The sequence below is a fragment of the Burkholderia sp. Tr-20390 genome (genome assembly GCF_017104595.1).
Taxonomy (GTDB): Bacteria; Pseudomonadota; Gammaproteobacteria; order Burkholderiales; family Burkholderiaceae; genus Burkholderia.
In genome coordinates this window covers 18,828-41,477 of the sequence record NZ_JAAGPC010000045.1, presented here as the reverse complement: position 1 = coordinate 41,477, position 22,650 = coordinate 18,828, and the positions used below count along the sequence as shown (strand labels likewise).

Sequence of the window (22,650 nt, the reverse complement as noted above, 5' to 3'; positions counted from 1 at the left end):
CACGTTCCTGACGCCGGTTTCGCCGGCCGTTGTCGCGGCCGTCAGGGGATGGCGATGTCGTCCAGCGCTGCCGGGCCGATCAGGTCGATCCGGTCCGTGCAGACCGCGTCGACGCCCCAGCGGGCGAGTTCGCGTGCCCGCTCGAGGTCGTTCACCGTGTAAACCAGGATGCGCAGCCCGGCCGCCTTGATCGCGCGCACGAGCGGTTCGTCGAGCTGTGTGTGGTCTGCATGCAACGAAACGCAGCCGAGCGCGCCGACGACCTGCGCATGCCAATCGTCCGGCACGGACTCGTAGAGCATCCCGCGCGGCAGCGCAGGCGCCGTCGCGCGTGCCTGTTGCAGTGCGTCGAACGAGAACGACGACAGGAGCGGCGCAATCGCGGCATCACGCCAGTACGCGGCCGCGTCGGCCGCCACGCGATGCCCGGTCTCAATCTCGCGCCCCGGGCACGGCTTGATCTCGACATTCGCTGCCAGCCCGTGGGCGAGGCAGCGCGCCGCCGCCGCCTCGAGCGTCGGCATCCGCTCGCCCGCGAAGCGCGCGTCGCGCCACGTGCCCGCGTCGAGCGCGGCCAGCGCGTCATAACGCATGCCCGCCGCCGCGCCGTGACCGTTCGACGTGCGGTCGACCGTGTCGTCGTGCAGCAGGAACGTCACGTCGTCGGCCGACAGCTTCGCGTCGAACTCGACCATCCGGTGGCCACGGCGCGCGCCCTCGTAGAGCGCGGCGAGCGTGTTCTCCGGCGCGAGCGTGCCGCCGCCGCGATGGGCGACGACGCGCGGATAAGGCCACCAGTCGGTACGGGTCGTCATCGTCGGTCTCTCGGCAAGGTCAGCAGGGTCAGCCGGCACGCTTGCCGGTCTCGGGATCGAAGAAATGCAGGCGGTGCGCCGGCAACGCAGCCGCCAGCGCCGTGCCGCGCGCGGGACGGTCCGCGTGCGGCAGGCGTACCGCGACGTCGTGACTGCCCCAGCGGCCGTGCGCGAGATTGTCCGCGCCGAGCAGCTCGCACGAGTCGACCGGCAGCGTCGCCTGCGCGACGCCCGGCTGCGGCGTCATGTGTTCCGGACGCACACCGAGCACCCAGTCGCGCCCGGTGGCGATTGCCGCGCCGATGCCGGGCGCGCCCGCGACCGGCAGCGCGGGGCCGCCGCCCGCGACCGTAAACGTCGCGCCGTCGTCCGACAGCCGGCCGTGCATCAGGTTCATCGCCGGCGAGCCGATGAAGCCCGCGACGAACACCGTCGCCGGCTTCTCGTACACGTCGACCGGCGCGCCGATCTGCTCCGCGTAGCCGCGGTTCATCACGATCACGCGCTGCGCGAGCGTCATCGCCTCGATCTGGTCGTGCGTCACGTAGACGCTCGTCGTCGCGAGCCGCGCATGCAGCCGCTGGATCTCGAGCCGCATCTGCACGCGCAGCTTCGCGTCGAGGTTCGACAACGGCTCGTCGAACAGGAACACCGACGGCTCGCGCACGATCGCGCGCCCCATCGCGACACGCTGCCGCTGGCCGCCCGACAGCTCGCGCGGCCGCCGCGCGAGCAGCGGCTCGAGCTCGAGGATCTTCGCGGCCGCGGCCACCCGCGAATCGATCGTCGCGCGCTCGATCCCGCGGATCTTCAGCCCGTAGCCCATGTTCTGCGCGACCGTCATGTGCGGGTACAGCGCATAGTTCTGGAACACCATCGCGATGTCGCGATCCTTCGGCTCCAGCGCGTTGACGACACGCTCGCCGATCGCGATCTCGCCGTCCGTCACCGTCTCGAGCCCCGCGATCATCCGCAGCAACGTCGACTTGCCGCAGCCCGACGGGCCGACCAGCACGATGAATTCGCCGTCGGCGATCTCCACGTCGATGCCATGCAGCACGTGCTGCTTGCCGTCGTAGGATTTCCTGACGCCCTTCAAGCTCAGCGCAGCCATTCTTGGTCTTTCTCCCGGTTGCCGTCCGTCATTTATTTCTCGGAATCGACGAGGCCGCGCACGAACCAGCGCTGCATCGCCAGCACGACGACGAGCGGCGGGATCATTCCCAGCAGCGTCGCCGCCATCACGTATTGCCATTCGGTCGCGGCGTCGCCGCTCGCGATCATCGTCTTGATGCCCACCACCGCCGTCGACAGCGAGGCCTCCGTCGTGATCAGGATCGGCCACAGATACTGGTTCCAGCCGTAGATGAAGGTGATCACGAACAGCGCCGCGATGCTCGTCTTCGACAGCGGCAGCACGACGTCCCAGAAGAACCGCAGCGGCCCCGCGCCGTCGATGCGCGCGGCATCCATCAGCTCGTCGGGCAACGTCATGAAGAACTGGCGGAACAGGAACGTCGCGGTCGCCGATGCGATCAGCGGCAGCGTGAGCCCCGCGTAGGTGTTCGTCAGGTGCAGCGTCGACACGACCTGCACGGTCGGGAAGATCCGCACTTCCACCGGCAGCATCAGCGTGACGAAGATCAGCCAGAACGCCGTGTTGCGGAACGGGAAGCGGAAATAGACGATCGCGTACGCGGACAGGATCGACACCGCGATCTTGCCCACCGCGATGCCGAGCGCCATCGCGAAGCTGTTCACGAGCAGGCGGCCGAACGGCGCGGTCGTGCCGCCGCTGCCGTGCCCCCAGATGTACGCGACGTTCTCGAACAGGTGCGTGCTCGGCACGAGCGACAGCGGCACCGTGAACACTTCCTGCGCGTTCATCGTCGCCGCGCAGAACGCGACGTAGACGGGAAACACGATCAGCACCACACCCGCGATCAGCACCGCGTGGCAGAACAGGTCGAAGCCCTTGCGATTTTCGATCATGCGTATTGCACCCTGCGTTCGACGAAGCGGAACTGGATCACCGTGAGCCCGACGACGATGATCATCAGCACGACCGACTGTGCGCCCGAGCTGCCGATGTCGAGCCCCTGGAAGCCTTCCGCGAAGATCTTGTAGATCAGCGTCTTCGTGCTCTGCGCCGGGCCGCCGCCGGTGGCCGCGTCGATCACCGGGAACGTGTCGAAGAACGCGTAGACGAGGTTCACGACCAGCAGGAAGAAGCTGGTGGGCGACAGCAGCGGCAGCACGATGTTGAAGAAGCGCCGCACCGGCCCCGCGCCGTCGATCGCCGCCGCCTCGATCAGCGAGCGCGGAATCGCCTGCAGGCCTGCGTAGAAGAACAGGAAGTTGTAGCTCACCTGCTTCCACACCGACGCGAGCACGACGAGGAACATCGCCTGCCCGCCGTTCAGCGCGTGGTTCCACACGATGCCGCTCTTCGCGAGCGCATAGGTGATCAGGCCGATGCTCGGGTTGAACAGGAACGCCCACAGCACGGCAGCGATGGTCGGGGCGACCGCGTACGGCCAGATCAGCAGCGTGCGGTACACGCGCGCGCCGCGGATCACGCGGTCGGCGCACGCGGCGAGGACCAGCGACACGACGAGCCCGCTCACCGTGACGAGCGAACTGAACACGAGCGTCGTGCGGAACGAATCGAGATATAGCGGATCGGCGAACAGGTGCGTGAAGTTCGCGAGGCCGACGAATTCGCTCGACGTGCCGAACGCGTCCTGCATCTGCGTCGACTGCCATAGCGCGACGCCGGCCGGCCACAGGAAGAACACGGCGGTGATCGCGAGCTGCGGCGCGATCAGCAGGTACGGCAGCAGGCTCGTACCGAAACGGGAACGGGATTGCATCGCGAAGATCCGGTCAGGCGTAACGGAAAGGGGGCGTGCCGCCAGCCGGCACGCGCATCCGCACTGGATGCGACGCGGCCGGCCGGCGGCACGGTGCGATGCGGGCTCAGCCGCCCGACTTCTCGAAGCGGCGCAGCAGTTCGTCGCCGCGCGACGCGGCCGAATCGAGCGCGTCCTTCGGCGATTTCTTCTGCGCCCAGACCTGTTCGAACTCCTCGTCGACCACCGTGCGGATCTGCGGCATGTTGCCCAGGCGCAGCCCCTTCGTGTACGGCAGCGGCGGCTTGTTCAGCATCTGCTTGATCGCGGTTTCGGCGCTCGGGTTCTTCGCGTAGAAGCCCTGCTGGCGCGTGAGGTCGTACGCCGCGGTCGTCACGGGCAGGTAGCCTGTGTCCTGGTGCCACTTCGCGGCGACCGCCGGCGAGGCCAGGTACGCGAGGAATTTCGCGACGCCCTTGTAGGTCGCCGGATCCTTGCCCGCCAGCACCCACAGGCTCGCGCCGCCGATGATCGCGTTCTGCGGAGCGCCCTTCACGTTCGCGTCGTACGGCATCATGCCCGTGCCGTAGCTGAACTTCGCGAACTTCTGCACGTTCGCGAGCGCGCCCGACGACGTCGTCAGGATCCCGCAGTCGCCGCTGTAGAACTTCGCCGACGCCTCATCCTTGCGCCCCGCGTACGTGAACGTGCCGTCCTTCGCCATCTGCTGCAGGAACGAGATGTGCGCAATCTGCTGCGGCTTGTTGAATTCGAGCGCCGCGTCGGTACCGTCGAAGCCGTTGTTGCGGCTCGCGAACGGCAGCCCGTGCCACGCGCTGTAGTTCTCGAGCTGGATCCAGCCCTGCCAGCCGGTCGTGAAGCCGCACGCCATCCCCGACTTGCGCAGCTTCTCGGCATCGGCCTGCACGTCGGCCCACGTCTTCGGCGGCTGGTTCGGGTCGAGCCCGGCCTTCTTGAACGCGTCCTTGTTGTAGTACAGCACCGGTGTCGAGCTGTTGAACGGCATCGAGACGAGATGGCCCGTCTTCGCGTCGCTGTAGTAGCTCGCGATGGTCGGCACGAACGCCTTTTCGTCGAGCGGCACGCCGGCCTGCTTGAACACGTCGTAGACGGGCACGACGGCCTTCTTCGCCTGCATCATCGTGGCCGTGCCGACTTCGTAGACCTGGAGGATCGCCGGCGCGTTGCCGCTGCGATAGGCGGCGATGCCGGCCGCGAGCGCCTGGTCGTAGGTGCCCTTGAAGACCGGCACGATCTTGTAGTCGCTCTGCGACGCATTGAACTGGTCGGCGATCGCATTGACCCGCTCGCCGAGCGCGGCCTCCATCGCATGCCAGAACTGGATTTCCGTCGCGGCGAGCGCCACGTGCTGCATCCCGAACATCAGCGCGCCGCCGAGCGCGATCGAACGAACCAGTGTCCCCGCAGGCTTCTTCTTCATCGACCTCTCTCCTATGAAAACGTTACCAACAGCGTGTGCAACATTCCCGTCGCCATTGAACCGGCGAAGTCTAGTGATCGTTTGTGACAGTCAGTTGTCGCCGATGACGAACAGGCGCTGATACTCCTTCAGCGCGAAGCGGTCGGTCATGCCGGCGATGTAGTGCGCGACGAGGCGCGGCTGCTGCGCGGTGTCGTCGGACTGGTATGGCGGCGGCAGCAGGCGCGGATCGTCGATGAACGCATCGAACAGGCCGGTGACGACGCGCTGCGCCTTGCTCGCCATGCGCATCACCTTGTAGTGACGATAGAGGTTCTTGAAGAGGAAACGCTTGAGGGCAGCCGCTTGCGCGGCGACCGTTTCGCTGTGCGACACGAGCGGCGGCGCGGCGCGCACGTCGTCGAGCGAAGCGGGCGCGACACGCGCGAGATTGCGCGTCGTCTCGTCGATCAGGTCGACGATCAGCGTGTTGATGATGCGGCGCACGGTCTCGTGCACGAGACGGCGGCCTTCGAGGTGCGGGAATTCGGCGAGCGCCGCCTCGTAGTGGCGCTGCCACAGCTCGACTTCCGCGAGCTGCTCGATCGTGATCAGGCCGGAACGCAGGCCGTCGTCGACGTCGTGGTTGTTGTACGCGATCTCGTCCGCGATGTTGGCGAGCTGCGCTTCGAGCGACGGCTGGCGGCCCTGCAGGAAGCGCTCGCCGAGCGCGCCGAGCTTGCGCGCATTCTCGCGCGAGCAGTGCTTCAGAATGCCTTCGCGCGTCTCGAAGCACAGGTTCAGCCCGTCGAACGCACCGTAGTGCTCCTCGAGCTCGTCGACGACCGCGAGGCTCTGCAGGTTGTGCTCGAAGCCGCCATGCTCGCGCATGCAGGCATTCAGCGCGTCCTGCCCGGCATGGCCGAACGGCGTATGCCCAAGGTCGTGCGCGAGCGAGATCGCCTCGACGAGATCCTCGTTCAGGCGCAGGTTGCGCGCGACCGAGCGCGCGATCTGCGCGACTTCGAGACTGTGCGTGAGGCGGGTGCGGAACAGGTCGCCTTCGTGATTGACGAAGACCTGCGTCTTGTATTCGAGCCGGCGAAATGCGGTCGAATGGACGATGCGGTCGCGGTCGCGCTGGAATTCGGTGCGCGCCGCCGGCGGTGCTTCCGGATGGCGACGGCCGCGCGACTGCGACGCGTGTGCGGCATACGGAGCGAGATGGGCTTCCAGCGCCGCCAGCGTCGGCGGCTCGGCCACCGGCGCAGCAGACGCGTGGCCGGCTTCGGGCAGTGTGCTGCTGGATGTCTCGCTCACGTCTCCTCCATGTCAGGGGCGCCGGGGCATCCGGGCCGCCGTTAGCGGGTGGTCTGCGCCAGTGTGGCGAACACGGCTTCGTCCGGCGCCTGCGTGATCAGCGTATCGCCGAATCGCTTCAGCAGGATGAACTTGATCGCGCCGGCCTCGGCCTTCTTGTCGACGCGCATCAGGTCCATGTAGCGCGCATCGCCGAGCGCGGGCCCGCGGGTCGGCAGGTGCGCGGCCGCGATCACCGCATCGAGACGCTGCCGCGACGCTTCGTCGAGCAGGCCGAGCCGTACCGACAGGTCGCCCGCCATCACCATCCCGCAACCGACCGCCTCACCGTGCAGCCACTCGCCGTAGCCGAGCCCGGCCTCGATCGCATGGCCGAACGTGTGGCCGAAATTCAGGATCGCGCGCAGGCCGCCTTCGCGCTCGTCGGCCGCCACCACGCTCGCCTTGATCTCGCACGAGCGCTTCACCGCATGCGCGAGCGCAGCCGGGTCGCGACGGTTCAGCACGTCGACGTTCGCCTCGATCCAGTCGAAGAATTCCGCATCGGCGATCGCGCCGGTCTTGATGATCTCGGCGACGCCGGCCGCCAGTTCGCGGTCGGGCAGGGTCGTCAGCGCGCCGATGTCCGCGATCACGGCCTGCGGCTGATAGAACGCGCCGATCATGTTCTTGCCGAGCGGGTGGTTGATGCCCGTCTTGCCGCCGACCGACGAGTCGACTTGCGACAGCAGCGTCGTCGGCACCTGGATGAACGGCACGCCGCGCATGTAGCACGCGGCGGCAAAGCCCGTCATGTCGCCGATCACGCCGCCGCCGAGCGCGACGAGCGTCGTCTTGCGGTCCGCGCGGTCGGTCAGCAGGCCGTCGAAGATCAGGTTCAGCGTTTCCCAGTTCTTGTACGCCTCGCCATCCGGCAGCACGACCGTCGACACGCGCTTGCCGAGCGGCGCAAGCGCCGCACGCAGCGCGTCGCCATAGAGCGGATCGACTGTTGTGTTCGTGACGATCGTGACGGACGAGCCCTTGATATGCGGCGCGAACAGCTCGGCGCGGCCGATCAGGCCGGCGCCAATGTGAATCGGATAGGCGCGGTCGCCCAGGTCGACGTTGACAGTAATCATGCTTGTAGCGGCTTGGCGATGACGCCGGCCAGTTCGAGTTGCATCAGCACCATGTTGACGAGACCGTTGACCGACGGACGGCCGGTCTCGATGACGAAATCCGCGCATTCGCGGTACAGCGGGTCGCGTACCTCGTACAGCGCTTCGAGACGGCCCTTCGGATCTTCGGTCTGCAGCAGCGGGCGGTTCTTGTCCTTGCGCGTGCGCAGCCACAGATCGTGCGGATTGGCGCGCAGGTAGACGACGATGCCGTGGTTTTTCAGGCAGTCGCGGTTTTCCGGGCGCAGCACCGCGCCGCCGCCCGTCGCGAGCACGATGTTCTCGCGCTGCGTGAGATCGGCGATCACCTGCGTTTCGCGATCGCGAAACCCGGCCTCGCCCTCCATCTCGAAGATCACCGGAATGCGCGCGCCCGTGCGGGCCTCGATTTCGTGGTCGGAGTCGAAGAACGTCCTGTCGAGACGACGCGCGACCGCACGGCCCACGGTGGTCTTACCCGCTCCCATAAGGCCGACGAAAAATACGTTTGCATGTGGGTCCCGCGCTTGCAACGGCTTCCTCTGCTTCAATCTTGCTGGTGTGTGGCGCAGCTTACTGGCAAAGCGGCTGCCTTGTCGAGCCTGCGCCGGCGGCTTCCGGCCCCGTTTTCTCGGCATCCGCGCTGACCGCGCCGCGCGCATTGCAGCGCGCATCGACGACGGTCGGCGTGATGAAGACGACCAGTTCGTTACGCTGATCGCGTTGCGCGCGGTGCCGGAAAAGCGCGCCCAGAAACGGTATTTTGCCCAAGAGCGGCACGCGCGTCACATCGTTCCGGTTCAGTTGTTCATAGATCCCGCCGATCGCGACCGTCCCGCCATTCTCGACCTCGACGCGCGTCTGGACGTGTTTCGTATGAATCGCCGGGCCGGCCGCCGTCGGCTCGCCGATGCTGTCCTTCGTCACGTCCAGGTCGAGCACCACGCGCCCGTCCGGCGTGATTTGCGGCTCGACCTCCAGTTTGAGCGTGGCCCGGCGGAACTGCACGCCGCTCACGCCGTTGCCCACCTTCGCCTGGTACGGCAACTCCGACCCCTGTTCGACGATGGCCTTGACGCGATCGGCGGTCACCACGCGCGGGCTCGAAACGATCTGCCCCCGCCCCTGTGCCTCGAGCGCGCTCAGTTCGACGTCGAGCACACGGCTGAGCGGCGCGGCGAACAGCGTGAAGCCGGCGGTTGCCGCTTCGAAGCCGCCGAGCGGCCGTGCAGCCAGGTCGAGCGCATTGCGGGCACCGGTCGCAAACGTGGCGCTCTCGCCCGACGGCGGCCGCTCCTGCGCGCGCAGCGCGACGCGTGCGCCGAGATTGCGCGAAAAACCCTGCTCGCCCTCGACGATGCGGGCCTCGATCCGGACCTGCCGCGACGGCCGGTCGATCGCCTCGATCAGGCTCGCGACCTGGTCGAGACGCGGCGCGAGATCGGTGACGAACAGCAGGTTCGTGCGCGGATCGGCCGCCGCTGCGCCACGCTTCGACAGCAGCCGCTGGCCGGTCGCGCCGGCCAGCAGTCGCTGCACGTCCTGCGCGCGCGGGTAGTGCAGCGCGAACGTCCGGCTCGCAAGCGGCTCCAGATCGGCGGCCCGCGCGTGCATTTCGAAGCGCTCGCGTTCGCGGGCGGCCAGTTCGACCGCCGGCGTGACCCATATCACGTTGCCCCGCCGGGTCATCGCGAGCGCGTGTGTGTCGAGTAGCGTGTCGAAGGCATCGCGCCAAGGGACATTGTTCAGACGTAACGTGACGGTGCCGCGCACCTGCTCGCTGACGACGATATTGAGCCCCGTGAACCGCGCGAACGCGTCGAACGCGGCCGCGAGCCCTGCGCCCTGCAGATTCAGCGAGATCCGCCGCGTGTCGTCAGCATCGCCCGGTTGCCGGGCCGCAGCGTCGCCCATCCGGGCGGGCGGCGCCAACGGGATCGGCGGCCCCTCCAGCCCGGGTGCGCGGGAGGCGGCCTCCGCTTGCAGCGCCGCGCGAGCCGCCTGATCGAACGGCGGCGGATCGACCTCCGTCGCTACGGTGTGATCCGCACCCTCCACCGCGCCTTGTGGCAACGGCAGGCCCGGCACCTGCGTATCCAACGATGCGGCAGGCCAGACGGCCGGCAGCGGCGGCAATGACGCGCTTGCACCGAACGCGGTCAATCCGGCCCAAACGGCGAGCACCCGGCATCCATGCTTGATCATGGCTGCCTCCCGTCGTCCAGCGTGACCCGGTACGCGCCGTCCGCTGTCGCGAGCGTCACGGCGACGGGATCGACTCGCACCACCCGCGCGGCCCCGAGGGTGTCGCCGGGGACCACGGCCGTGAACACGCCGTCACCGTCGTCGAACAGCGCGAGACCGGTACGCCAGTCGCGAATCGTGCCGGCCAGGCGGACAGCCGCCCCCTGCGCTTCGGACGAACCGGCCTCGCCGAACGGATCGGCACCGGGCGCGCCGGCCAGAACCGACGCCTCCCCGCCCGTGGACGTTGGCGCCGGCAACGCCGGAAACACGTCGACGGACATTTCCACGCGCGCGGCCTCCTTTCCCCGTTCGACACGCAGCGCGGACGGCACTGCCAGCACCGGGAAGCGGGCCAGCCCGCCGACCATCTGCAGCAACGCGTGAAAGTGGCCCTCCGCGACGATGCGCACCGTGCGCCTGCCGTCCGGCACTGCGCCATCGGCGCGCAACGGTTCGATCGATACGTCGCGCAGCCCGCTCGACGCGGCGCGATCCGCCAGTTCCAGCATCAACGCAGCCCATTCCGGCGTACCCGGCGAGCGATCGCCGTATGCCGCCGCCGGCTGCACGCCGCGTTGCCGTGCAGCGGCAGCCAGGACACGCCGCGCATCGGCCTCCCGCATCTGCGCCGCGGCGAGCAACGCGCGGCTATGTGCGAGCCCGCTCCAGTCGGCGGCATTCGCCAGATGAATGCCGCCCGCCAGCACGGCCGCGAATGCGAGCCCGCAGCCTGCGATGTGCGCAGCCGCCGGCGACACACGCCGCATGCCGCCTCGCCATCCGTCGCTGCGCATTGCGGACCGATGCGCGAACACCGCCGTCATGCGCCACCTCCCGACGCATTCCGGGATGCCATCTTGTCGTGCCAGCGCAGCTGGACCGAGAACCGGAACGGCATCCCGCCTGTCACGACCGGAGCACCGGAAGCAGGCTTCAACGCATCGATATCGATCCGCCAGCCACGTTGCTCGCGTGCCATCCCCGCGAGCCATCGCGCGGCCGCCCGGTAGCTCGCGGCGCGCGCATCGATCACGGCGCCGGCCGACGTCGTGCGCAGCGCGTCGAGCCGGACGGTGCCGTCGCGCACCTGCGCGAGTGTGGCCAGCAGACCTGCGACGTGCCGATAAGGCGCGGCGAGCGCGGCCGCCTGCGCGTCGCGTTGCGCGGCAACGGCCGCAGCCTTGGCTGCGCGTGTCGCGGCCCCCACCTGCGGCTGCAACTGCCGCAGCCGCGCCTCCACACTCGCGCGCTCGGCATCCACGCGCCACCGCGCCCCGGTGGCGGCGCCCGCCCACAGGCCGGCGCCGAGCACACCGAACAGAATCGCCGCACCGCACTGCGCGGCACGGCGACGTCGCAACGCCTGCGCCAGCCGCTCGCGGTACGGCAGCAGGTTGAAGCCGCCCGGCTCCGCACGACAGGCCGTCATTCCCACACCCCGCGCAAGGCCAGCCCGAATGCGACCGCCCATGCCGGGCCGCCCGGCATGCCGGCGGCCGGGCACGGTTGCCCACTCCAGCCGGTGCAGTCGAACGACACCGCAACCGCGCCGAGCACGTCGCCAATCTCGGCGACGGACGTGTCGAAGCGAGCAATACACCGCTCGTCCCCGGCCACGAGTACGCAACACACGGCCCCGAGCGCGCGCTGGCGCAATGCATCGGAAAACGCCCCCGGCACGGCGCCGGACAGCATCAGCACCGGTACGGCCAACGGGCCGTCGATTCGCCAGCCGTGCACGCCCGAGTCATGAAACCAGAGCGCCGCGTAGGGGCCCGCCTGCGCGTCGGGTTCGAATTGCGCGGCATAGCGCAACGCACGCAGCGCCGCGGCCGACTCGCCGTCGACCACCGTCAGGTCGACACCGGCCTGGGCGGCCACGTCGATCCGGCGTTCGAGCAGCGCCAGCGGGGCCACGGCAATCTCGATCTCGCCGGCTCCCGCGCCGCCCTCCTGCCGCCAGTCGAACGCGAGACTGTCCGGCGCCAGCCCCGAGATGCGTTCAGCCGCCTGCCGCGCGGCGTCCTCGACGTCGGCCCGCCCGGCCAGATCGAGCGTCGCGGTACGCATCTCGTCATCGTGCAACGCCATCACGCCGCGCGCGTCGCACCGCACCCCGGCCGCCGACAGCCTCGACACGGCGGCGGCCAGCGCACGCGCAACCGCCGCCCAGCGCGCATCCTCCGGCCCGCCCGCCAACCCGACCGGCTCCCGCTCCAGCCCCTCGACGCACACCTCCGCGCCCCGGCCGCGCCGGCTCAGCACGGCCACCCTCACCTCGTCCGCACCGACGTCGATTCCCGTCGACCGTTGCCCACCCTGCGCAAACCGCGCTCGCCATCGTCCCGCCATCCCAGCCTCCCGAAATCGTCGCGGCCCATGCCGCGTTTCCGAGACCTGATTCTGCAAATCGGCGCGTGCGGCCGACAGTCGGCCTAACGGCCAGCATCCGCTCGCGACGGCCATGCACGGGCTATGCTGGAAGCACGCCAGACCGCGTCTTCGCGGCGGGCGCCCCCTGCGTCAGGACCGGTCTTACCGGGCAGCTATAATCGCGGGACTGTTTTCCGGTATGCCTATGCAATCCACGACTCCTACGTCCCCGCCTCCCGCCCCGGAGCCGAAGAAGCGGCCCTGGTGGCAAAAAGTCCTGCTCGGATTCGCCACGATGTGCGTCGCGCTCGTCGTGGCCGGCGGCCTCGTGCTCGGCTACGCGCTCGTCGTTGCGTGGCCGAACATGCCGTCGCTCGACGCGCTGACCGACTATCGGCCGAAGGTGCCGCTGCGCATCTATACGTCCGATCACGTGCTGATCGGCGAATTCGGCGAAGAGCGCCGCGACGTCGTCCATTTCAAGGACGTGCCCGACTCGCTGAAGAAGGCGATCCTCGCAATCGAAGACGCGCGCTTCTACGATCACGGCGGCGTCGATCTCACCGGCATCGTCCGCGCCGGCATCGTCGCGCTGACGAACGGCCATGCGTCGCAGGGTGCGAGCACGATCACGATGCAGGTCGCGCGCAACTTCTTCCTGTCGAGCGAGAAGACCTACACGCGCAAGATCTACGAGATGCTGCTCGCGTACCGGATCGAGCGTGCGCTGACGAAGGATCAGATTCTCGAGGTCTACATGAATCAGATCTATCTCGGCCAGCGCGCGTACGGCTTCGCGAGCGCCGCGCGGGTCTACTTCGGCAAGGACCTGAAGGACATCTCGCTCGCCGAAGCGGCGATGCTTGCCGGGCTGCCGAAGGCGCCGTCCGCATACAACCCGGTCGTGAACCCGAAGCGCGCGAAGGTGCGCCAGGAATACATCCTGCAACGGATGCTCGAGCTGAACTTCATCTCGCGCGAGCAGTACGACGAGGCCGTCGCACAGCCGCTCGTCGTCAAGGGCCCGGGCCGAGATTTCAGCGTGCACGCCGAGTACGTCGCGGAAATGGTCCGACAAATGATGTACGCGCAGTACCGTGAGGAAACCTACACGCGCGGCTTCAACGTCGTCACGACGATCGACTCCGCGGATCAGCAGGTCGCGTACACCGCGCTGCGCAAGGGCATCATGGATTACGAACGCCGGCACGGCTATCGCGGGCCGGAAGGCTTCATCGAGCTGCCGGCCGGGGCCGACGACCGCGAACAGGCGATCGACGATGCACTGCTCGAACACCCCGACAACGGCGAACTGATCGCCGCGGTCGTCACGGCCGCCAGCCCGCGCCAGATCACGGTCGCGTTCATCGACGGCAGCAATGCGACGATCGAGGGCGACAACCTGCGCTTCGCGTCGGGCGCGCTGTCGGCCAATGCGCAGCCGAATCGCCGCATCCGCCCGGGCGCGATTGTCCGCGTCGTGAAGAACGACGCCGGCAAATGGGCGATCACGCAGTTGCCGCAGGTCGAGGGGGCATTCCTGTCGATCGTCCCGCAAGACGGCGCGATCCGCTCGCTCGTCGGCGGCTTCGACTACAACAAGAACAAGTTCAACCACGTCACGCAGGCGTGGCGGCAGCCGGGTTCGTCGTTCAAGCCGTTCATCTATTCGGCGTCGCTCGACAAGGGCCTCGGGCCGGCCACCGTGATCAACGACGGCCCGCTGTATTTCAGCGCCGCCGAAACGGGCGGCCAGCCGTGGGAGCCGAAGAACTACGGCGGCGGCTTCGAAGGCCCGATGTCGATGCGCACCGCGCTGCAGCGCTCGCGCAACCTCGTGTCGATCCGGATCCTGAATCACATCGGCACGAAGTACGCGCAGCAGTACATCACCCGCTTCGGCTTCGACGCCGAACGCCATCCGGCCTACCTGCCGATGGCACTCGGCGCGGGCCAGGTCACGCCGCTGCAGATGGCGGGCGCGTACTCGGTCTTCGCGAACGGCGGCTACCGCGTCAATCCGTACCTGATCGCCGAAGTCACCGATCCGAACGGCGCGATCGTCGTGCGTGCGCAGCCGCTCGTCGCCGAGCAGAATGCGCCGCGCGCGATCGACCCGCGCAACGCGTACGTGATGAACAGCCTGCTGCAGAGCGTCGCGCAGCGCGGCACGGGCGCACGGACCAACGTGCTGAAGCGCACCGACCTCGCGGGCAAGACAGGCACGACGAACGACTCGCACGACGCGTGGTTCGCCGGCTACCAGCACACGCTCGCCGCGATCGCGTGGATCGGCTACGACAATCCGCGCAGCCTCGGCGATCGCGAAACGGGGGGCGGCCTGTCGCTGCCGGTCTGGATCGATTACATGGGCGCCGCGCTGAAGGGCGTCCCCGAGTTCAAGCCGACGGTGCCGGACGGCGTCGAATCGCTCGGCGGCGAGCTGTACTTCACCGAGTTCGCGCCGGGCCACGGCTTCGTGTCGACGGTCGGCGTACCGCAGGCACCGGCCGCGCAGAACGTCGACGCCACCGTGCCGCACGTCGACGAGCAGGAAAAGCAGGACATCATGAACCTGTTCGCGCACTGACCACCGGCCCGGACATGAAAAAAGCGCCCCGCGGGGCGCTTTTTCTTTGGCACGACGCGTCGACGCGCCGCCCCGGCTTCGGCCTGGGCGGTTACGGCGCGCTGAACGTGATCGGCAGGCCGGCCTGCTGCGTCGCGTATTCGGTGAGCGCCGAGAAAAACTCGGTGCCCGTGCGCGTATCGCGCCATTCGCCGTCGATGAAACGGTAGTGGAAACCGCCCGCCTTCGCGGCGATCCACACTTCCTTCATCGGCGGCTGCAGGTTGACGATGATTTTCGAGCCGTTCTCGAACGTCAGCGTCAGGACGCTGCCGTTGCGCTCCAGATCGATGTCGTGATCGCCGTCGTTGGCGTCGTCGACGGTACGCTCGACGGCCGCCAGCACGGCCTCGGCACGGGTCAGGTATTCGGTATCGGACATGCTAAACTCTATCGGTTCAATTGTTCAGGGACGATCATGCGAGTCGTTTTCCGGATGAGCGCGATTGTAGCGGCTTTGGCGATTCTTGCCGGCTGCGGTCAAAGCGGCGCGCTCTATCTGCCCACCGTGCCTCCGATGCCCAAGCCGCTCCAGCAGCAGGACACCCCGCCGTCGGACGTGAAGCCGACCGATGAAAACGCGTCGTCCGACAGTGTGCCCGATTCGTCCGGCACGCCGCTCACGCTGTCACCCGAATTGTCGAGCAGCGCATCGTCCATGCCTGCACCGGCGTCGAGCCCGGCCGCGAAGTAACGACGCGCCGCCTGCACGGCTCACGAAACAAGGCGATGACTTCCCGGTCATCGCCTTTTGTTTTTTCAGGCTGCGCCGTCACACGCGCACGCGCCGCCATCCCCATGCAATGAGCCGCCAGCCGAGCAGCACGGCGACGACTCCCGCATACAGCTTCGGCTGCGCCAGATTGTGCTTGCCGGCTCGCATCCACCAGAAGTGCAGCACGGCGAACAGCGCGATCGCGTAGATCGCGCTGTGCAGCGTCGCCCAGTGGCGGCCCAGGCGGCGCACCATCGCGCGCGGCGACGTTGCCGCGAGCGGAATCAGCAGCACGAACGCGGCGAAACCGACCGTGATGAACGGGCGCTTGCCGACGTCCTTCAGGATCGCGACGACGTCGAACCACTTGTCGAACCACAGGTAGGTCGTGAAGTGCAGCGTCGCGTAGAAGAACGCGAACAGCCCGATCATCCGGCGAAAGCGCAGCAGCGTCGCGAACCCCGTCATGCGCCGAAGCGGCGTGACGGCGAGCGTGATGCACAGGATCACGAGCGTCCAGAGCCCCGTCGAGCGCGTGATGAACTCGACCGGATTCGCGCCGAGCCGGTCGGTCAGCCCGAACAGCACGAGACGCGCGAGTGGATAAAGACCGGCCGCGAAAACCAGCACCTTGGCCGGCGCGAGCCAGCGCGGTGCGGCGGGACGCACCGCGCCGCGCCGTGCGGCACGTGCGGCCTGGCCGGCGCCGGCTGTGGGCGCGGCCGTCAGCGTCGAAGGGGGCATGTCGTTTCTCACCGTCGCCCTCAGAAATTCTTCTTCAGGTCCATGCCCTGATACATCGACGCGACCAGGTCGCCGTAGCCGTTGAACATCAGCGTCTTGCGCTTCGGCGTGAAAAAGCCGTCCTCGCCGATGCGCCGCTCGGTCGCCTGGCTCCAGCGCGGATGATCGACGTTCGGGTTCACGTTCGAATAAAAGCCGTACTCGTTCGACGCATACGTGTTCCAGCTCGTCTTCGGCTGCTTGTCGACGAAGCGGATCTTCACGAGCGACTTCGCGCTCTTGAAGCCGTACTTCCACGGCACGACGATCCGCACCGGCGCGCCGTTCTGGTTCGGCAGCACCTGCCCGTAGACGCCCATCGTCAGCAGCGTCAGCGGATTCATCGCCTCGTCCATCCGCAGCCCTTCCGAGTACGGCCAGTCGAGCACGGGCGTCGAGAGGCCGGGCATCTGCGACGGATCGGCCAGCGTGATGAACTGCACGTATTTCGCGTTGCCGGTCGGCTGCACGCGCTTGATCAGCTCGGACAGCGGCACGCCGATCCACGGGATCACCATCGACCAGCCCTCGACGCAGCGCAGCCGGTACACGCGCTCCTCGAGCGGCGCGAGCTTCAGCAGTTCGTCGAGATCGAACACCTTCGGATGCAGCACCTCGCCCTCGACGCTCACCCGCCACGGGCGCGGCCGCAGCGTGCCGGCGTTCTGCGCGGGGTCGCTCTTGTCGGTGCCGAATTCGTAGAAGTTGTTGTAGGTGGTGATGTCCTTGAACGGCGTCACCTTGTCGGCCGCGACGAACTTCGGATTCGTCTTCGCCGCAAGCTTCGCGGCCCGCGCGTCGGGCGACGCATAGGCGGCCAATGCTGCGCCGCTGCCGCCGAGCAACCCGCCCGCCGCCGCGAGGCCGGCCGCCTGCAATACGCGCCGCCGGTTCTCGAACACCGCACGCGGCGTGATGTCGCCGGGTGCAATATCGCCGCCGGTCAGTACGTTCCGCAAAGGGCGTTTGATCCACATCGTGCTGCTCCTCCTGCCTGCGCCGCGCGCAGTTTCATGAGCGTTCGACCCGGCCCGTCTTGCGCCGTTCGACGCCCGGACCGCCCGCCCGTTACAAAAGAAAACCGCCGGGCACGCAGTGCACCGGCGGTCTCATAGTCGGACGAACAGCGGAAATCTTACAGCTTGCCGTAGCTGTGCAGCCCGGACAGGAACATGTTGACGCCGAGGAACGCGAAAGTCGTCACGAGCAGGCCCGTGAGCGCCCACCATGCGGCCACCGTGCCGCGCAGGCCCTTCATCAGGCGCATGTGCAGCCACGCCGCGTAGTTGAGCCACACGATCAGCGCCCAGGTTTCCTTCGGGTCCCAGCTCCAGTAGCCGCCCCATGCTTCGGCGGCCCACAGCGCGCCGAGGATCGTCGCGATCGTGAAGAACGCGAAACCGACCGCGATTGACTTGTACATGACGTCGTCGAGCACGTCGAGCGTCGGCAGGCGATCGGCGAGCACGCCGCGCTCCTTCATCAGGTACGCGACCGACACCATCGCCGACAGCGCGAAGCTGCCGTAGCCGATGAAGTTCGCCGGCACGTGGATCTTCATCCACCAGCTTTGCAGCGCCGGCACGAGCGGCTGGATCTGCTGCGCGTCGCGCGCGACCGAGTACCACATCAGGAAGCCGACGGCCGCGCTAATCACCAGCAGCACGAACGCGCCGAGCGCGCGCGTGCCGTAGTGGCCTTCGTAATACAGATAGAGCAGCGCAGTGATCAGGCTGAACAGCACGAACACTTCATACAGGTTCGATACCGGAATGTGCCCGACGTCCGCCCCGATCAGGTAGGACTCGTACCAGCGCACCATCAGGCCGGTGAAGCCCATCAGCACGGCGACCCACGTGAGCTTCTGGCCGATCGCGGAGCCCGACGCCGAGCGCGCGAGCAAGCCGATCCAGTAGAAGATCGTCGCGAGCACGAACAGCGCGCTCATCCACAGGATCGCCGACTGGCTCGACAGGAAGTACTTGAGGAAGAACGCCGAATCGGCGCGCGCGAGATCGCCCTGGTAGATCTGGATCGACAGCAGCGCCAGCACGGCGATCGACGCCATCATCAGCCGCGCGGGCTTCCAGCGCCAGCCGAGCGCGATGAGCGCCGGCACGGTGCCGATCATCACCGCCTTGTCGTAGTAATCCATGTGCGCGTTGTAGTGCACGAGCGCATAGCCCGCGCCCACCACGAGCGCCAGTGCGAACAACCAGTCGAGCAGCGACAGGCGCGCGAGGAACGGACGGTCGTCGAACAGCGGCGCCGTCACCGGAGCCTGGGCCGACGCCCGATGGGAAGAGGAGACTTGCGTGAGATCCATGATGTTACCGGGTGGAATTCTCGGAATCGGAACCGCCGCCGGCAGGCGGACGGGCCGTCGATGCCGCACCGGCCGGCGCGGCGTCGCGAGGTGCGGCGTGCAAGGCGGCACCGGCCGCGTCGCGCGTCTGCACGAACTCTTTCTCGAAATCGAAGGTCTTGCGGGCCGTGGACATTGCCATCACCACATCGACGCCCGAACCGGCGTCCTTCAACCAGAACCAGAGGCGCCGCTCGCGCACGTAGAACATCGAGAAGATGCCGGCGACCAGCAGCAGGCTGCCAAGATACACCAGATTCTTGCCGGGTGCGCGCGTCAACTGAAATACCGAAGCTTGCACCTGCTTGAATGAGTCAAGCTGCAAATAGACCGGCGATCCATACAAAAAGCTGTCGGATAGCGCATTGATCGCGTTCTGCACGAAGCGGATCGTGTCGGTGCCCTGCTGCGCCGCCGGCTCGCCCGCACGCTCGCGCGCGATCTGCCAGACCTCCCACATCGAGCCTTCGAGCATGCGCAGCAGCAGGCTTGCGGCCTTCTCCTGCTCGGCCTTCGGCACCGAACGGTCGATGAACGTCGCCACGGCCTGGAAGCCGCCGATCGGCTGGCCGTCGGCGCCACGGCCGACGCTGTCGTCGCTCGCCGCAAAAAGGGTCAGCACCTTCAACGCGCTGTCCTGCAAACGGCTGCGCAGCGATGCGTCGGTGCCCGGCAGCGAACGCTGCGCGAAGCGCGCGGCGGCCTCGGCGCGCGCGGACGGATCCTCGAGCGCGGCACGCAGGTGCATCCATTCGCCGATCGAATCCTGGCTGTCGGCCGGAATCCGCATGTAGCGGAACGGGTCGTTCGGGCTCGCACGCACGCCGGCGAGGAACACGCGCTCGCCGTTCATGTCGACGGGCAGCATGTAGTTGTTGAATTCGCGCGCCTGGCCGTCCTTGCCGCGGATCTTGTACTGCACGGACGGGCCGATGTTGTGGAGCTGCGTCGGCTTCGACGTCTTCGCGCCGGAGCCGAGGCGTTCGTCGAACGCTTCCTTCAGCGAGCTCGTCGTCGCGACACCGCGCACGTCCGGCTTGCCGTTCGCGTCGGCCATGTTCTCGACGTTGATCGCACGGAAATCGGAGAACTCGATCGTGTCGCCGTCGTTGCCCGGAATCTGCAGCGGCGCCGAACTGCCGATCGTCCCCTTCACGGGGAAGGTCTTCGCGTTGCCGCCCGTCATCGGATAGGCCGTCATCTGCATCTGCGAGCCGCCGTCCTGGAAGCTCGACTGGTAGATCGACACGCCCTTGTACGTGAACGGCTTGTTGACCTCGACGCGCGCCGGGATCTTCTGGCCGGTCTCGCGATCGATCACGACGATGTCGCTCGCGAACAGCTTCGGCATGCCCGTCGTGTAGTAGTCGACGATGAACTTGTTGAGCTGGATCGAGAACGGCAGGTCCTGGATCAGCGAGCCGCTCGGCTGGTTCAGGATCGCGGTCGACACGAACTGCCCCTCGGGCACCCACGCGTAGCCGCGGAACGTCGGGTTCGACGCGGACAGGCGATGGTCGGGCGAGATCTCGCTGATCGTCGCGCTCGTGTTGACCGGGCTCTTGCCGAACATCCACATCTGGAATTTGATCGGCAGGTTGCTGTCGAGCAGGCCGCCGATACAGATCACGACGATCGCGAGGTGCGCGGAGATGTAGCCCCACTTGGTCATTGCACCGCGTTTCGCGGAAATCAGCGTCGCGCCGTCGTTCTCACGCACGATGTGCTTGTAGCCGGCCTTGGTGACGAACGTGGCGAGCGTCGCCGTGACCGTCGCGCGCGTGCCGGACGTCGTGTATTCGGCCTTGTGGTGGAAGGCCCGCAGGCTGCCTTCGCGAACCTTGTCCTTCCAGCTCTTCGCATCGGCGAGCATCTTCGGCGCGTTGCGGATCACGCACAGCGAGATCGACACGACGAGGAAGATCAGGATCAGCATGAACCACCACGCGCTGTACACGTTGTACAGGCCGAGCGAGCGGAAGATGTCCGCCCAGAACGGCCCGAACTGGTTCACATAGTTCGGATACGGATCGTCCTGGGTCAGGACCGTGCCGATGATGCTCGCAATCGACAGCACCACCAGCAGCGCAATCGCGAAGCGCATCGAGCTCAGCAGCTCGACCGCGCGCTTGGACGCACCCTGACCCGACTTCGACTGCAACCCCGACGTGGTAACGCTCATTCAAACTCCGACTCAGGGGAAACAGCCCCCAACGCTCACTTTGATTATTGCCCCCGAAGGGGCGGCCAGCACGCGCGTGACGGCCGGCGCGCGCTGACAAAAAAGAAGGGCGAGGCAACCGCAACGATGCGGCGCCCCACCCTTTTCTTGTTCTGACTCCGGCCGCCCTTCGGGCGCCCGGTCATTCCATTCGCGGCTGACCGCTCAACGCAGGCCCGCGATGTAATCCGCGACGGCCTTGATCTCGTTGTCCGACAGCCGCGTGGCGATCTGATGCATCGCCTCGTTGTTGTTGCGCGCGCCGGCACCCTGCTGGAACGCGGTCAACTGCGCGACCGTGTAATCGGCCCATTGCCCCGACAGACGCGGATACTGGACCGGGAGCCCTTGCCCTGTCGGCCCGTGGCAGCTTGCGCAGGCGGGTACGCCCTTTTCCGCGATGCCGCCGCGGTAGATCTTCTGGCCGATCGGCACGGTTGCCGCATCGCGTGCGGTGCCGAGCTTTGTCGTCTGCGACCCGTAGTACGCGGCGACGTTGCGCATGTCGTCCGCGCTCAGCGCGCTCGCGAATCCGACCATCACCGCGTTGGTGCGCACCGGCCCCTTCGCGCCCGGCTGCGTCTTGAAGTCGTTCAACTGCTTGACCAGATATTCGGGATGCTGGCCGGCGAGCTTCGGGAAACTGCCCGACGCGCTATTGCCGTCGGCGCCGTGACACGACGCGCAGACTTGCCCGGCAATCGCCTTGCCACGGTCGAGATCCGGCTTTGCCGCATCCGCCGCGTTTGCCTCCGCTACGAAACCTACGAACCCTGCTGCAACCTGAAGCACCATCAGAGACTTGCACAGTCGATTCATTCGCACACCCTGTTTCGTCTTGTGGGAATTTGAGGTTCTGCAAAAAACGACGGCGTTCAGTCTACCGCAGAAGCTACATAAAAGCGCGAGGCAGGCGCCCGGTAGCCTTCGGTAAAACCGCCGTATTGTACAATATCGTGTTGAAAGCTCCGGCGCCTATCGGGGCTACCCCGCCTCCACCAAGCGGCTCGCGCCGCCCGTCCTTCCGGTTCCCATGGCCTTTCTGCTCCATCAAGCCCGCTTCTACACGACCGTCAACCATCTGCGCGACCTGCCGCCGACGGTCCAGCCGGAAATCGCGTTCGCGGGCCGCTCGAATGCCGGCAAGTCGACGGCGATCAACGTGCTGTGCAACCAGAAGCGGCTCGCCTTCGCGTCGAAGACGCCCGGCCGCACGCAGCATATCAACTACTTCTCCGTCGGCCCGGCCGCCGAGCCCGTCGCGAACCTCGTCGACCTGCCCGGCTACGGCTACGCGGAAGTGCCCGGCGCCGCCAAGGCGCATTGGGAAATGCTGCTGTCGTCCTACCTCGCGACCCGCTCGCAGCTCTGCGGCCTGATCCTGATGATGGATTCGCGCCGTCCGCTGACCGATCTCGACCGCCGCATGATCGAGTGGTTCGTGCCGACCGGCAAGCCGATCCACACGCTGCTGACGAAGTGCGACAAATTGACGCGGCAGGAAAGCATCAACGCACTGCGAACCACGCAAAAGGGGCTCGATGCGTATCGTGACCAGGGCGTTCAGGGCAAGCTGACGGTCCAGCTGTTCTCGGCGATGAAGCGCGTTGGGCTCGACGAAGCGCACGAATTGATCGAAAGCTGGGTGCGGCCGTCCGTCGCCGACGAAAAAAGCGAGCCTGTAGCACAATGATCGGGCAACGCGCGGCCGGGATCGGCGGCGCGCACCTGACGGCGCCTGCGGTTTCGG

At 67.4% G+C, this 22,650-nt stretch carries 21 protein-coding genes; 3 read left to right on the top strand and 18 right to left on the bottom strand.

Going from position 1 to position 22,650, the window contains the following annotated elements:
• Positions 1–41: 41 nt before the first annotated feature.
• From ugpQ to G3N98_RS15030, 12 genes are all read right to left on the bottom strand, one after another.
• Positions 42–815, bottom strand: coding sequence for a glycerophosphodiester phosphodiesterase (gene ugpQ / locus G3N98_RS15085; protein WP_206148572.1), 774 nt, complete (start codon positions 813–815; stop codon positions 42–44).
• A gap of 28 nt (positions 816–843) precedes the next feature.
• Positions 844–1,929: a sn-glycerol-3-phosphate import ATP-binding protein UgpC gene (locus G3N98_RS15080; protein WP_089430498.1), complete on the bottom strand. Its 1,086-nt coding sequence runs from the start codon at positions 1,927–1,929 to the stop codon at positions 844–846.
• Positions 1,930–1,961: 32 nt separating this feature from the next.
• Complete coding sequence (gene ugpE, locus G3N98_RS15075; protein WP_039366729.1) at positions 1,962–2,807, bottom strand: sn-glycerol-3-phosphate ABC transporter permease UgpE; 846 nt, start codon at positions 2,805–2,807, stop codon at positions 1,962–1,964.
• The gene (gene ugpA / locus G3N98_RS15070) at positions 2,804–3,688 is read right to left on the bottom strand and encodes a sn-glycerol-3-phosphate ABC transporter permease UgpA (protein ID WP_089424317.1); all 885 of its coding nucleotides are present in this window, start codon (positions 3,686–3,688) and stop codon (positions 2,804–2,806) included. Before ugpA ends, ugpE begins: the two co-directional genes overlap by 4 nt.
• 106 nt (positions 3,689–3,794) lie before the next feature.
• Complete coding sequence (gene ugpB / locus G3N98_RS15065) at positions 3,795–5,129, bottom strand: sn-glycerol-3-phosphate ABC transporter substrate-binding protein UgpB (protein ID WP_089472016.1); 1,335 nt, start codon at positions 5,127–5,129, stop codon at positions 3,795–3,797.
• A 90-nt stretch (positions 5,130–5,219) separates the two neighbouring features.
• The gene (locus G3N98_RS15060; protein ID WP_241025923.1) at positions 5,220–6,404 is read right to left on the bottom strand and encodes a deoxyguanosinetriphosphate triphosphohydrolase; all 1,185 of its coding nucleotides are present in this window, start codon (positions 6,402–6,404) and stop codon (positions 5,220–5,222) included.
• Positions 6,405–6,469: 65 nt separating this feature from the next.
• On the bottom strand, positions 6,470–7,549 hold the full coding sequence (gene aroB, locus G3N98_RS15055) for a 3-dehydroquinate synthase (RefSeq protein WP_206148571.1): 1,080 nt from the start codon (positions 7,547–7,549) through the stop codon (positions 6,470–6,472).
• Complete coding sequence (locus G3N98_RS15050; protein WP_089424313.1) at positions 7,546–8,100, bottom strand: shikimate kinase; 555 nt, start codon at positions 8,098–8,100, stop codon at positions 7,546–7,548. Before G3N98_RS15050 ends, aroB begins: the two co-directional genes overlap by 4 nt.
• 40 nt (positions 8,101–8,140) lie before the next feature.
• On the bottom strand, positions 8,141–9,772 hold the full coding sequence (pilQ, locus tag G3N98_RS15045; RefSeq protein ID WP_206148570.1) for a type IV pilus secretin PilQ: 1,632 nt from the start codon (positions 9,770–9,772) through the stop codon (positions 8,141–8,143).
• A complete protein-coding gene (locus G3N98_RS15040) occupies positions 9,769–10,638 on the bottom strand; it encodes a pilus assembly protein (protein ID WP_206148569.1) in 870 nt (289 codons plus the stop codon). The genes pilQ and G3N98_RS15040 overlap by 4 nt, the downstream gene beginning before the upstream one ends.
• The gene (locus tag G3N98_RS15035; RefSeq protein WP_175240900.1) at positions 10,635–11,243 is read right to left on the bottom strand and encodes a fimbrial protein; all 609 of its coding nucleotides are present in this window, start codon (positions 11,241–11,243) and stop codon (positions 10,635–10,637) included. Before G3N98_RS15035 ends, G3N98_RS15040 begins: the two co-directional genes overlap by 4 nt.
• Positions 11,240–12,166 carry a competence protein ComA gene (locus G3N98_RS15030; protein WP_206148574.1) on the bottom strand — a complete coding sequence of 309 codons (927 nt, stop codon included), beginning with the start codon at positions 12,164–12,166 and terminating at the stop codon, positions 11,240–11,242. The genes G3N98_RS15035 and G3N98_RS15030 overlap by 4 nt, the downstream gene beginning before the upstream one ends.
• Before the next feature lie 220 nt (positions 12,167–12,386).
• On the opposite strand from G3N98_RS15030, the gene G3N98_RS15025 reads away from it, so the two are divergent.
• Positions 12,387–14,777, top strand: coding sequence for a penicillin-binding protein 1A (locus G3N98_RS15025; protein WP_206148568.1), 2,391 nt, complete (start codon positions 12,387–12,389; stop codon positions 14,775–14,777).
• Positions 14,778–14,868: 91 nt separating this feature from the next.
• Here the strand turns inward: G3N98_RS15025 and cyaY are convergent, their stop codons facing one another.
• A complete protein-coding gene (cyaY, locus tag G3N98_RS15020) occupies positions 14,869–15,198 on the bottom strand; it encodes an iron donor protein CyaY (RefSeq protein ID WP_039366759.1) in 330 nt (109 codons plus the stop codon).
• Positions 15,199–15,234: 36 nt separating this feature from the next.
• Here cyaY and G3N98_RS15015 point away from each other — a divergent pair, with 36 nt between their 5' ends.
• A complete protein-coding gene (locus tag G3N98_RS15015) occupies positions 15,235–15,510 on the top strand; it encodes a lipoprotein (RefSeq protein ID WP_089455451.1) in 276 nt (91 codons plus the stop codon).
• Positions 15,511–15,588: 78 nt separating this feature from the next.
• Here G3N98_RS15015 and msrQ read toward each other — a convergent pair whose 3' ends face one another.
• From msrQ to G3N98_RS14990, 5 genes are all read right to left on the bottom strand, one after another.
• A complete protein-coding gene (msrQ, locus tag G3N98_RS15010) occupies positions 15,589–16,275 on the bottom strand; it encodes a protein-methionine-sulfoxide reductase heme-binding subunit MsrQ (protein WP_206148567.1) in 687 nt (228 codons plus the stop codon).
• 20 nt (positions 16,276–16,295) lie between these two features.
• Positions 16,296–17,291: a protein-methionine-sulfoxide reductase catalytic subunit MsrP gene (gene msrP, locus G3N98_RS15005; RefSeq protein ID WP_089424306.1), complete on the bottom strand. Its 996-nt coding sequence runs from the start codon at positions 17,289–17,291 to the stop codon at positions 16,296–16,298.
• Between the two features lie 158 nt (positions 17,292–17,449).
• Positions 17,450–18,640, bottom strand: coding sequence for a c-type cytochrome biogenesis protein CcsB (ccsB, locus tag G3N98_RS15000; RefSeq protein WP_071335435.1), 1,191 nt, complete (start codon positions 18,638–18,640; stop codon positions 17,450–17,452).
• 4 nt (positions 18,641–18,644) lie between these two features.
• Positions 18,645–20,861 carry a cytochrome c biogenesis protein ResB gene (locus G3N98_RS14995; RefSeq protein ID WP_206148566.1) on the bottom strand — a complete coding sequence of 739 codons (2,217 nt, stop codon included), beginning with the start codon at positions 20,859–20,861 and terminating at the stop codon, positions 18,645–18,647.
• Positions 20,862–21,065: 204 nt separating this feature from the next.
• Complete coding sequence (locus G3N98_RS14990; protein ID WP_089472006.1) at positions 21,066–21,719, bottom strand: c-type cytochrome; 654 nt, start codon at positions 21,717–21,719, stop codon at positions 21,066–21,068.
• Between the two features lie 214 nt (positions 21,720–21,933).
• On the opposite strand from G3N98_RS14990, the gene yihA reads away from it, so the two are divergent.
• Positions 21,934–22,593 carry a ribosome biogenesis GTP-binding protein YihA/YsxC gene (gene yihA, locus G3N98_RS14985; RefSeq protein WP_089424303.1) on the top strand — a complete coding sequence of 220 codons (660 nt, stop codon included), beginning with the start codon at positions 21,934–21,936 and terminating at the stop codon, positions 22,591–22,593.
• The last annotated feature ends 57 nt before the right edge of the window (positions 22,594–22,650 follow it).

Coding starts and splice junctions, on each gene's coding strand:
- ugpQ (WP_206148572.1), bottom strand. CDS start 815: ATGACGACCCGTACCGACTGGTGGCCTTATCCGCGCGTCGTCGCCCAT.
- G3N98_RS15080 (WP_089430498.1), bottom strand. CDS start 1,929: ATGGCTGCGCTGAGCTTGAAGGGCGTCAGGAAATCCTACGACGGCAAG.
- ugpE (WP_039366729.1), bottom strand. CDS start 2,807: ATGATCGAAAATCGCAAGGGCTTCGACCTGTTCTGCCACGCGGTGCTG.
- ugpA (WP_089424317.1), bottom strand. CDS start 3,688: ATGCAATCCCGTTCCCGTTTCGGTACGAGCCTGCTGCCGTACCTGCTG.
- ugpB (WP_089472016.1), bottom strand. CDS start 5,129: ATGAAGAAGAAGCCTGCGGGGACACTGGTTCGTTCGATCGCGCTCGGC.
- aroB (WP_206148571.1), bottom strand. CDS start 7,549: ATGATTACTGTCAACGTCGACCTGGGCGACCGCGCCTATCCGATTCAC.
- pilQ (WP_206148570.1), bottom strand. CDS start 9,772: ATGATCAAGCATGGATGCCGGGTGCTCGCCGTTTGGGCCGGATTGACC.
- G3N98_RS15040 (WP_206148569.1), bottom strand. CDS start 10,638: ATGACGGCGGTGTTCGCGCATCGGTCCGCAATGCGCAGCGACGGATGG.
- G3N98_RS15035 (WP_175240900.1), bottom strand. CDS start 11,243: ATGACGGCCTGTCGTGCGGAGCCGGGCGGCTTCAACCTGCTGCCGTAC.
- G3N98_RS15030 (WP_206148574.1), bottom strand. CDS start 12,166: ATGGCGGGACGATGGCGAGCGCGGTTTGCGCAGGGTGGGCAACGGTCG.
- G3N98_RS15025 (WP_206148568.1), top strand. CDS start 12,387: ATGCCTATGCAATCCACGACTCCTACGTCCCCGCCTCCCGCCCCGGAG.
- cyaY (WP_039366759.1), bottom strand. CDS start 15,198: ATGTCCGATACCGAATACCTGACCCGTGCCGAGGCCGTGCTGGCGGCC.
- G3N98_RS15015 (WP_089455451.1), top strand. CDS start 15,235: ATGCGAGTCGTTTTCCGGATGAGCGCGATTGTAGCGGCTTTGGCGATT.
- msrQ (WP_206148567.1), bottom strand. CDS start 16,275: ATGCCCCCTTCGACGCTGACGGCCGCGCCCACAGCCGGCGCCGGCCAG.
- msrP (WP_089424306.1), bottom strand. CDS start 17,291: ATGTGGATCAAACGCCCTTTGCGGAACGTACTGACCGGCGGCGATATT.
- ccsB (WP_071335435.1), bottom strand. CDS start 18,640: ATGGATCTCACGCAAGTCTCCTCTTCCCATCGGGCGTCGGCCCAGGCT.
- G3N98_RS14995 (WP_206148566.1), bottom strand. CDS start 20,861: ATGAGCGTTACCACGTCGGGGTTGCAGTCGAAGTCGGGTCAGGGTGCG.
- G3N98_RS14990 (WP_089472006.1), bottom strand. CDS start 21,719: ATGAATCGACTGTGCAAGTCTCTGATGGTGCTTCAGGTTGCAGCAGGG.
- yihA (WP_089424303.1), top strand. CDS start 21,934: ATGGCCTTTCTGCTCCATCAAGCCCGCTTCTACACGACCGTCAACCAT.